This is a genomic window from Nostoc parmelioides FACHB-3921 (assembly GCF_014696625.1).
GTDB classification, from domain to species: Bacteria; Cyanobacteriota; Cyanobacteriia; order Cyanobacteriales; family Nostocaceae; genus Trichormus; species Trichormus parmelioides.
Genome location: NZ_JACJQL010000044.1, coordinates 40762 through 51443, shown reverse-complemented (window position 1 = coordinate 51443; position 10682 = coordinate 40762). Strand labels below are relative to the sequence as shown.

At 42.4% G+C, this 10682-nt stretch carries 6 protein-coding genes; 5 read left to right on the top strand and 1 reads right to left on the bottom strand.

Annotated elements, in window-relative coordinates; all coding sequences use genetic code 11:
- Nucleotides 1-305: 305 nt before the first annotated feature.
- Nucleotides 306-2306 (top strand): glycoside hydrolase family 10-like protein, encoded by a 2001-nt coding sequence (locus H6G14_RS23135; RefSeq protein WP_190570014.1) that lies wholly within the window; start codon nt 306-308, stop codon nt 2304-2306.
- 85 nt (nt 2307-2391) lie between these two features.
- Here H6G14_RS23135 and H6G14_RS23130 read toward each other — a convergent pair whose 3' ends face one another.
- Nucleotides 2392-2658 carry a hypothetical protein gene (locus H6G14_RS23130; RefSeq protein ID WP_190570012.1) on the bottom strand — a complete coding sequence of 89 codons (267 nt, stop codon included), beginning with the start codon at nt 2656-2658 and terminating at the stop codon, nt 2392-2394.
- 590 nt (nt 2659-3248) lie between these two features.
- Between H6G14_RS23130 and xseA the strand changes: the two genes are divergently transcribed.
- The 4 genes from xseA (at nt 3249) to hpsB (ending at nt 10665) form a co-directional block, all read left to right on the top strand.
- A complete protein-coding gene (gene xseA / locus H6G14_RS23125) occupies nt 3249-4487 on the top strand; it encodes an exodeoxyribonuclease VII large subunit (RefSeq protein ID WP_190570010.1) in 1239 nt (412 codons plus the stop codon).
- Between the two features lie 14 nt (nt 4488-4501).
- Complete coding sequence (gene xseB / locus H6G14_RS23120) at nt 4502-4762, top strand: exodeoxyribonuclease VII small subunit (RefSeq protein ID WP_190570007.1); 261 nt, start codon at nt 4502-4504, stop codon at nt 4760-4762.
- A 542-nt stretch (nt 4763-5304) separates the two neighbouring features.
- Nucleotides 5305-9888 carry a hormogonium polysaccharide biosynthesis protein HpsA gene (gene hpsA, locus H6G14_RS23115; RefSeq protein WP_190570006.1) on the top strand — a complete coding sequence of 1528 codons (4584 nt, stop codon included), beginning with the start codon at nt 5305-5307 and terminating at the stop codon, nt 9886-9888.
- 30 nt (nt 9889-9918) lie between these two features.
- Entirely contained in the window at nt 9919-10665 is a 747-nt protein-coding gene (gene hpsB, locus H6G14_RS23110; protein WP_190570004.1) for a hormogonium polysaccharide secretion pseudopilin HpsB, read from the top strand.
- Nucleotides 10666-10682 lie beyond the last annotated feature (17 nt).

The window sequence follows — 10682 nt, the reverse complement described above, 5'->3', positions numbered from 1 at the left end:
CAAGATTTAGGCGTAGTCAAAGCCCTACGAAAACCAGTCTTCAAGCTGGATCTATCCCCTTTTCCTGCACCCTCTTGACAAATGTGCAATTACTTTAACCTCTCACGGATGGACATCCAGAGGCATCTCACCGATTTGATAGAAACAAACTGTAAAATTTTTTCATCGGGACTGCCTTTTTATGCAGCTTCGACCCAATATTCAGGGAATTTTGGTGAGATTATAGCGATCGCTTCCTATAATGCTCTCATATTGCTAGATTTGCCAAGGATATCTACAATCAAGCAAGCTAGCAGCAAATAACAATGGTATCTACTACTACACGTTTCTCCGATATTCCCGACCATTGGGCGCGTCCGTTCATCGAAGCTTTAGCCGCAAGACGGATTTTAAATGGCTATCCTGATGGAACTTTTCGCCCTAATAATTCAGTTACCCGTGCTGAGTTCGCCGCTATAGTTGCAGCCGTATTTAATATATCTGTAAAACGTCCGTACATTAATTTTACTGATGTACCGACAAGTAATTGGGCAGCAAATGCCATCAAAAAAGCTTACGAAACCGGATTCTTGAGTGGTTTCCCGGATAAAACCTTTCGCCCTGGTAATCAAATCTCTAGGGGGGATATCCTAGTATCTCTAGTCAATGGACTGGAAATAGCTACGAAGATTAAACCGGATTTACTAGAAAAATTACCGGAAATTTATCAAGATGCGGCTAATATACCAGCTTATGGCAGAAATCAAATTGCGATCGCCACTAGTGCAGGTTTAGTCTCCAGTTTCCCCAATATCAAATCACTTAACTTCACTACGGCGGCTACTCGTGGTGATGTCGCCGCAATTATTTATCAAGCTTTAGTTTATCTCGGTCAGGCAGAAAAGATTGCCTCTGTTTACTTGGTGATACCCCCAACACCCACTGTACGGGTCAGCCATAACAGAGAGTTCCGGGGGGCTTGGATAACCACAGTCTGGAATAGTGACTGGCCTTCCAAAGCTGGACTTTCTGTAGCTCAACAGCAGGCTGAATTGGTGGCAATTCTTACTCGTCTCCAAGAGTTGAACTTCAACGCCGTAATTTTGCAAGTGCGACCAGAAGGAGATGCTTTATATGCGTCCCAGTTAGAACCTTGGAGTGCTTGGCTGACAGGAACTCCAGGCAAAGCCCCAGAACCATTCTACGACCCATTGCAGTTTGCGATCGCCGAAGCCCACAAACGCAACCTAGAAGTTCATGCTTGGTTCAACCCCTACCGCGCCAAAACTAGCACCAAGAGTGCGCCTAACGTTCGTCCCCACATCTCCGTAACCAATCCAGAGGTAGTCTATCAATGGGGGAATCAATTGTGGATGGATCCAGGGATAAAAATTGTCCAAGATAGGGCTTACAACGTCATCATGGATGTTGTCCGTCGCTATGACATAGATGCAGTCCACCTGGATGATTACTTCTATCCCTATCCCATTCAAGGTCAAGCTTTCCCCGATGATAAAACCTATGCTGCCTATAAATCAGCCGGTGGACAACTGAGCCTAAACGACTGGCGACGGCAAAACGTTGATCAAATGGTGTTACGTCTGTCTCAAGGCATCAAAGCGACGAAATCTTACGTTAAATTTGGTATCAGCCCCTTTGGCATTTATCGCCCCGGACAACCACCAGGAATCACCGGCTTAGATGCCTATAGTGTACTGTATGCTGATGCCAAAAAATGGCTAGAGCAAGGCTGGGTGGATTATTTAGCACCGCAACTATATTGGCGTACTGACCAAACCAGTCAGAGTTATCCCGTATTGCTGAAATGGTGGACAGAAATTAATTCTAAGCGGCGACACATTTACGCAGGTAACAATATTGGACAACTTGACGGCAAGGCTTGGAAAAATGAAGAGATAGAAAAACAAGTCAAAATCAGCCGCAATCAAGCTGGAGAATTATCTCTGGGCAATATCTTTTTTAGCGTCAGTTCCATCATTGAAAATCGCCAAGATATCTCGGCAACTTTCCAAAATTCACTTTATACTACACCTGCCATAGCACCTGCTATGCCTTGGCAGACTGCAACTACACCACCTCCACCAAAAGAACTGCAAGTCAACAACCGCAGACTCAGTTGGCAACCGGGAGATAATCAACCCGTTCGTTCTTGGACACTTTATCGTCAAAGTGGCAGTAATTGGATACTACAGCGAGTCTTGTCTGCTGGGACAACCTTCGCCACAGTCCAACCAGGAACCTATGCTGTCTGTGCAGTAGACCGATTAGCAAATGAGAGCCAGGGTGTAGTCATTAACGTTAGTTAAGAATGGGGAGTGCTGAGGGGGGAGTTGAGTGGAGAGTAGTACATTGATTACTCTCCCCAATCCCCAGTTCCCAATCCTCTCTTAACTAATTACAAAAATCATCTACTCTAATATCTCGCCAAATATCAGAAACCTGCCAGCCTGAGTTGCCAGCAGACTGAATTACAGGATTATCTCTCAAAGGAATATAGTTAGGTTCTCTAATATCTATATATAGTTCTTTTTGTTCTTCAATAATTGGTTCTGCTATATCCATAGGATCTAGTGGCAGATTTTGATCTTCTGTTTCCTCCATCATTTTGATTTTTTTCAGAACTAATTTCTCAGATTTTTTTATGAGTCGTATATCCATTGGTTTTTTATGCCTTATACAGTGAGAGAAAAAGGATAATCTAAAGACTGATTTTTAGACACACTAGTACAGTTCTTCAAGAATCTTGAGAGAGATCCGTAAAAAGGTTTTATGGTGTCTAATGTTGGAAAAAATACTCAGGAAAACTAGGATACACTAAATCCAGATAAAATAAAACTTATGGGATAAAAATTTTATAGAAATTAAGGGAAGCTAATACCAAAGAATTATGGACGAATAAATGTTTAGCTTGAATAGCCAGAAGCAGACGAATAATATGCTTTACCCCTATTTTTCATTTCTTTCAAGATTTATCATTTTTATATAAAAATATTCATAAAACCAGCGTAAATTTATTCCAGGAAAAATTAAAACATGATGTATACATATTAATTATCATTGTTTTTAGTTACAAGGCGATAATCATTCTACGCCATTATCTGTGGCCATCATAGTTATGGGCATTATGCGATCGCTCCATCCGTAAATTACGGACTATCTGGGATATTCTCCTCTATGCCCACAGGGTTTTACCGCACCTCCCAGTGCTACGATTTGGATAGACTTGTACTAATGTATTGAAATTTCTGATGGCTGCCGATTTCGCCGCTTCCATAATTCTAGATACAGCACTTTCTGTATCTGGATTAACTGATTATCTCCGCTTGTTGCTAGAACATGACGAGCAACTACGGCAGGTGTGGGTAGTTGGGGAAGTTTCTAGTGCTAATAATCACCGCAGTGGGTTATTTTTTACACTTCAAGATCCCGATGGTACAGCAGCAATTAAGTGCGTAGTTTGGAATAGCCAAGTACCCAAGCTTGCCCAATTACCCATAGCGGGTGAAAAATTAATTGTTTTAGGCAGTATTCGTTTATATCCACAAAGGGGAGAGTATCAATTATCAGTCTGGCAAGCCTTACCTGCTGGAGTTGGTTTACAAGCACTACGTTATCAGCAACTCAAAAATCGCTTGTTGGCTGAGGGGTTATTCGACCCCCAAAAAAAGCGATCGCTTCCTATCCATCCCCAAACCATCGCTGTGGTCACTTCACCGACGGCGGCTGCTTGGGGTGATATTCAAAAAACCCTGAAACATAGATATCCCGGTTTACACGTTTTATTTTCTCCTGCCACAGTCCAAGGAGAACAAGCCCCAGAATCTATTGTGAAGGCGATCGCACGAGTAGAAAAAGATGGTCGTGCCGAGGTGCTAATCTTATCGCGCGGGGGTGGTGCAGTAGAAGAATTAGCTTGCTTTAATGATGAACGGGTAGTCCGCGCTGTGGCTGAGTGTTCCATACCCGTAGTTACTGGGATTGGTCATCAACGAGACGAATCTTTAGTGGATTTAGCGGCTGATGTTTGCGTGCATACACCGACGGCAGCAGCAGAAAAGGTTGTACCCTCACTGGCAGAGTTATACAATCAACATCGTCAGCGTATTATCACCTTACATCAAGTTTTGCTTCATACCCAAACCTCCGCAGAAAACCAACTACAAACAATACGCAACCGTTTGCAGAATCTCAGATTAGATAGACACTTGCAACAAGAAGCGCAAAAATTAGATTGGCAACGTCAGCGATTGTGGCAATTAACAATGGGGCGATCGCAGCAAGCCAAGCAACACCTAGAACTTTTGCGACAAAAGTTAAGCAGCCTCGACCCCAAAGCCGTATTACAGCGTGGTTATGCAGTAGTGAAAAAAGAGAACGGTGCGATCGCTCGTTCTGCCGATGAATTAGCTGTAGGAAATGAGTTATTCATTCAACTGGCACAAGGTGAAGTTAAGGCCAAAGTGATAGAAGTAGAAGAACGGCGATGAGGGCGAAGAGATTAATGGTTAAGCGTAAGAACTCCGATAATTCGGATACTGTGGCACATGGTAATTATGAGGCAAAGGTCGCAGAAATAGAAGCGATTATTTCACGGATTGAATCAGGAGAATTGGAACTAGAAGCAGTTTTTGCTCAGTTTGCCAACGCCGTCGAGTATTTGCGTCAATGCGACACTTTTTTACAGCAACGACAGCAACAAATAGATTTATTAATTGAAACTTTGAATGATCAAGACAGCGATTCACATACCCAACCTCTTTAAGAAGTCGGGTATCTAGCAACCCAGGGTCTCTAATTATGGTGTTGAGACGAATAAATGATGTAGAGACGTTGCGTGCAAGGTCTCTACAGTACAGAATAAAGTGCATCTATGGCTACGCCAGACAAGCTACATCAAGAAACGGTATTTAAAATCAATCACTTTCTATTTCAGACATACAAAAACCGCTACAACTGATATCTTTTATTCGATGGCTGGGTACTATAAGTTTACCTAACTAGCCATATCTTCATAAAGTAAACCGCCAATGAACTATATTTTTGTAAATGAAATGTAAACCGATGATGTTTTTATCCTTATTTACTTAGAAAATTAAGATTTTGAAAAAATCAGTATTTACCGAAAAATCTCCAAACTTAAAGAATGATATAAAGTAAAAAATCCAATCATTGAGAGTTGGCAAAGCAGGGTGTTGCCAAATATATATAACTTTAATTATGCCTTTAGAGACGATCTATTGGTACAGTTGTCGATTGCCAAAAAAAAGATAAATTGGTAGCAAATAACTTGACAGGAAAGCAGCCATGACTATAAAACGCCAGCTAGTCAAGACAATCAGAAAAACAGCAAAATTATTTAGAAAAAATTATTTATCGACTTTCAACAGACAAATTAATAGACTGCTACGAACTTTTTTTGTTAATCGTAAAAGACGAGTAGCGGTGAATGCTGGGTTTGTATTACCAACTGTGGCAATGGTAGCGTTAGTAGTTGTCCTACTGACTACAGCAATTTTATTTAGGTCATTTGAAAGAGCAAAAAATGCTAGTAATGTGCGTGTAAATGAAGCTGCTCTCAATGCTGCTGCACCCGCACTAGACCGCGCTAGGGCAAAAATTAACAAACTTTTTCAAGACCCAAGATTACCACGGGCTACGCCAACAGATGATGCGTTGTACACTACTTTGACAACAAACATCAATGAATACACTTTTGGTGACGAAACTCAATTAAAGGTAACTCAAGGTGCTAACGAACTAAGAACGGCATGGATGTATCCTATAGATACAGATAACAACGGTAAATTTGATAGCTATGCTCTTTATGGAATTTATTTTAGAAATCCACCTGTAAGTGGCGGACAATACACTCGTGCCAGAAACCCACTAGAGGCGAGAACTCCGCCTATGATCGTTGGTACTGTCAGTAGCAGTTGTGGAGACGGTCAAGATACAAGTGCAGCGTTAGTAGGTAATACAGGCTGGTTCAGAAATGGTACTAAGTTGAAAAAGGCGTTTTTTGTTTACACAGCCAGTGTTCCTATTACTACACAACCCACAGATACTACTAATTATGAGATTAAGAGAGGGAATCAAGGCTTCTCGGCTTTAGAGCTTCAACAAGACCGAGTACAACTACCTTTAGTTAACAATGCCGTCGTCTACGAAGATGACTTAGGAATAGCCCCTGGGCCTCTTTTCCGGCTAAATGGACGCATTTTCAGTAATAGTAACTTATTTGCGGGGATACCTACTGGTGGTAATGGGATTAGACTATATCAAGTTAGTGCTAACGCATCCTGCTTTTACGACCCTGATAATGCCAAAATAGTCGTTGGCGGAAATATTGGTTCTGGTGTAATCACTGAGGGTGCTGATTCAGGCAGTGCAACAATTGATTTATACAAAGGTAAAACAGCTGGTATTGATAATGTTGCTATCAGAAGTGGCACAGGTGCAAGCTTAGCTAGCAACAAATCAGTTACTCATTTTCCAAATGCGATCGCCTACAATAGCCTAGCTTACACACAACGCATCAACCGTTTGGTTACTGCCCAGATAGCAGCTAATGCTGACGGAACGGCTGACCCATCAGAAGTTACTCAAGGGATGCAAGATGTAGTTATCAAGCAAGGTCGAACCTTAGCCAATTTAACGACCACAGAAAGAGCTAGCCTACGCTTCAAGCAGCTAGAACTTTATTTTAGAAGACGCACCCGCAGAGTACCTTATGCAGAAGTTGGCTTTGACGGCAATGCTTTAGGGAATTATGCAGTCGGTGGTACCCTTGCAAGCTCAGTACTGCAAGGTAGTGGCAATACCTTACGTCCCCCCAATCCTTGGATCTACCCTGTCGATCCTGCCGATGGTTTAACAGCCACTGGTTATGCTGGTTTAACTTTAAGTACAAATGGTACTGACAAGCTCATACCTGCTGCAACTGAACCAACCAAACTTGCAAAAGAGTTACAAGATGTAGAGGGATACTTTGGCGATCGCGTTTTAATTGGTAATAACCTACCTCAACTTTGGTGGGACACGACTAAAGGAGCATTTGTCGGGCCAAATGCCGACGATACCCAAACTATCACTGGTTACAAATGGGATAATGGAACTGGCGATCGCACTCGCCGCAGTCGGGTAGAAACCTTAAAAGATTTAGGTAGTACAGACCGAGATGGAGATTGGGAATTAGCAGCAGCCCAAGTACCCACTAGTCCACAAGATGCAGTAGGCGGCTTACGAGTGGTCACTGGGGCAGGAATTTATTTACCTGATTCTATAACCCCTGCTAACGTTGCTTCAACTACCTTAACTGCCTATAATGCGCTGAATAAGCAAATTTGGTCTGATCTTTTGCCGTTTCAAACCAGTTCAGTCCCTAGCCCCATCAGACCTTATCAAGACTATGGTCTAGACCTCACCTATCGAATAAATCAACCAGCAACTGGTCAACCATATTTGCGGATGCGGGCTACAGCAGTTTATCACTACAAAGCCGCTAGCTACAGCCAGACTAGTCCGACCCCTATCGCTTGTGTTAGCAGCTATTATGATCCTACTAACAGCACTACGGCTAAAAATCCACCATCAACTCCAGCAACTTTTGACAATGCTACTGGTGGTCGATCCAACAATGGCATAGTTTACGCTTTTCCTACGGCTGTGACTGAAACTACTCATGCCAATGTTCTCAGTTATTTATCAGATTTAACCTACCCCAATGGTCGCTCAATTGATGATGGACTACTCAAAAGAGCTTTAGCCAAAACATCCTCTCAACGTACTCTATCAGAAAGGTCTGCCATTGATGCAGCAATTTGTGGACTAGCAATCTTTGATGGTACGCTTAACACTCCTAGCAACAGTGTTATTGATCATGGCTCTATTTATGAAGTTGCCTTTCTAGATGCTAGACAGATTCAAGCAATTGATACAACGACTGGAAGCAGAAGTTACAATCTAGTCAGGAGACATAGAAGACCTTTAGAAATTCGTGCCACCGTTTTAGATATTGATAAGCTGCGTAGAAAAACAATCGGTACCAGCACACCAGCACAGGAATACTTATTACCCAATAGCGGTATTATTTATGCAACTCGTGATGATGCTCTCCTAGATTTAAGTGCGGCGGCAAATCCCAATTCACCCACTGAGAGTGAAAAGCTGGAGAGTGCGGTGGATTACAGACTTGATCCTAATCGTCGCCCCAATGCCATTATGCTTGTTAACGGTCAAAGAATTGCCCGTGGTGCAAGCAACACCTATCGAGATGCAGAAAAGGGACTAATTTTAGCTAGTAATTTGCCCGCCTATATTGATGGCGACTTTAATCTTCATACTCAACAAGAGTTCACCACAACACTAGCTGATGATTGGAATAATTTCTACAGTCGTACAGGTTTAAATACAAACTTTGCCTGTCGTCCGGGTGATCCTAGATTACCACAGTGTACAACTGGGGATGAATGGCGATCTGCTGTTGTATTGGCAGATTCTCTGACCGTACTTTCTAATAATTTCAGATTTGGCTTCCGCAATGAAGCAGATCATGATTGGCAGCTTGACCCTACGACAATTCCCACTACTCCAGTTAACTATACAGGCATTTTCTCCACTGATAATTCATTTGTACCAATCGCTGATTGGTTTAATCCCAATGCAGATCCAGCCCCAGTCACAACCCCTCCCACAACCACCCCTCCCAATTTTCAAGCCCTTCCTAAAGATTTAGTACCAGATGTATCTGGTGATACAGCAACAACAGGATTCCAAGGGAGTTCTTATCTCAACAACTTTGTCACTCCAATTGTGCGAAAAGTCCGGGCTAAACAGCTAGTGTTAGAGGTTTGTTACCAGAATCCATGCAGTGAACCTAGAAACTGGACAATTAAAAACGCCTGCCCAACCAATGCTGTAGCGCAGAGTTCATGGCGAGATAGAGATGGTAGTGGCACTCCAGATATTCTGGGTAAACCAGCAACATCAATTAAAACGGGAATCGTCGGTCAACCAACAACTTGTAATAATCCTAATGCTAATTTCGTAGGTAGGCCATATAGAATTGCCTTTGTACGTAATCTCACTAGTGGTGCAATACAAACCCCACTGAGAGTTTACGGCGTTGATAGCGATAATAAAATAGCGGAATTTGCGTGGCCTTTAACAGGTACAACACTACCTAAAGATGCAGAAGATACAAGTGGCCAGCCATATTTCATTCCTTGGCTTGAAGGAAGTAGTGTATTTAGCAGTAATAATAATATTCGTTTTGAACCAGTTTTCCAAATTGATAGACCATTTGGAACTCGTGAAGCACCAGATACAGATATTATTGAGGCTGGAAAACCTGGAAACTGGCTGCAACAAGCAACACCAACTACAGTCAATGTAATTGCCGCAGTTGGAGATACTCCATCTGCATCAGCTACGCCAACAGGAGCAGCTGTCAGCCGTGATGCAGAAGATAATGGCGGTTTACATAACTTTGTACGCTTTCTGGAAAACTGGAGTGCTGGTACTACCGAAACGCCTGTCAGAATAAGTGGTGCTTTTTACCAAGTCAAACGTAGCGCTTATGCTACTGCACCATTCATGACCGGATTTGCCAATAACTTCTACAGAATCGATAACTATGGCGCAGGACTTAGAGGTACAGTTCCATACTATATGCCTCCTTTACGGCAATGGGGTTATGATGTGGCGTTACTATCTCAATCGCCTGACTTATTTGCCCAAAAATTAGTCACCATACCCGATGATTTGCCTGATGAATTCTTCCGAGAAGTAGGTAGAGATGATCCTTGGGTGAGAATTTTGTTGTGTGCAAAAAAAGCCGCAGACGATACAAATGCCATAGATGCAGATCAACGTGGTTCTTGCTCTTAAGGATCAAATTATCAAAGCAGGTGATGAGCAATGATCAAATATAAAAAACAACAACAAAAAACCTCTTGTAGCGATTCTGGTTTTACCATCATTGAATCTTTGGTAGCAATCATTGTAGTAGCAATTTTACTAACAGCGATCGCACCTGTACTTGTCCTATCAACAGCTACTCGTGTTCAGGCAAGACGTGTGGAACTAGCAACACAAGCTGCCAAGACTTTTATTGATGGTATCAGAGCCGGGACAATTGCAGTCCCAAGCGACATCACTCCAGTACTAGCTGCTTCAACTTCATCTGACCCCAGACGCATTTCCAATATACCTGCTGTAGCCGCTACAGCATCTACACCAGCGATCCCAGCGATAACGGGTAGACCACAGGACTATTTAATTAACACTACGAAAATGCCTGTTCCCACAACATCGACGAGAACCAGTTTGTACTGTTTTAACAAGAATGGTAGTATTTCTGACCGATCTGATCCAGCCTGTACTAGTGATTTGTTTTACATACAGGCTAATCGACTTGTGCAAGGTACAGGTGTTAATGATGGCTACCGTTTAGGAATCAGAGTTTATCGAGCAGATGTTGACTTTAGTAAGCCTCTAACTGCTAGTACTACTACTACTAAGAATACACAAAACCCTTTTACTGGTAGCTTAGGCGATCGGCAAGCACCTCTGCTAGAAATGACAACTGATATTTCTAGCACTAGTACTTCCTTTAAGGCTTTATGTCAGCGTCTTGGAGTGGCGACAAATACAGCCTGTAATTAATGAGCAAAATCTGATGT

What these genes read in the sequence shown, in the direction of transcription:
- H6G14_RS23135 (WP_190570014.1), top strand. Translation starts at nt 306, where the DNA reads ATGGTATCTACTACTACACGTTTCTCCGATATTCCCGACCATTGGGCG.
- H6G14_RS23130 (WP_190570012.1), bottom strand. Translation starts at nt 2,658, where the DNA reads ATGGATATACGACTCATAAAAAAATCTGAGAAATTAGTTCTGAAAAAA.
- xseA (WP_190570010.1), top strand. Translation starts at nt 3,249, where the DNA reads ATGGCTGCCGATTTCGCCGCTTCCATAATTCTAGATACAGCACTTTCT.
- xseB (WP_190570007.1), top strand. Translation starts at nt 4,502, where the DNA reads ATGGTTAAGCGTAAGAACTCCGATAATTCGGATACTGTGGCACATGGT.
- hpsA (WP_190570006.1), top strand. Translation starts at nt 5,305, where the DNA reads ATGACTATAAAACGCCAGCTAGTCAAGACAATCAGAAAAACAGCAAAA.
- hpsB (WP_190570004.1), top strand. Translation starts at nt 9,919, where the DNA reads ATGATCAAATATAAAAAACAACAACAAAAAACCTCTTGTAGCGATTCT.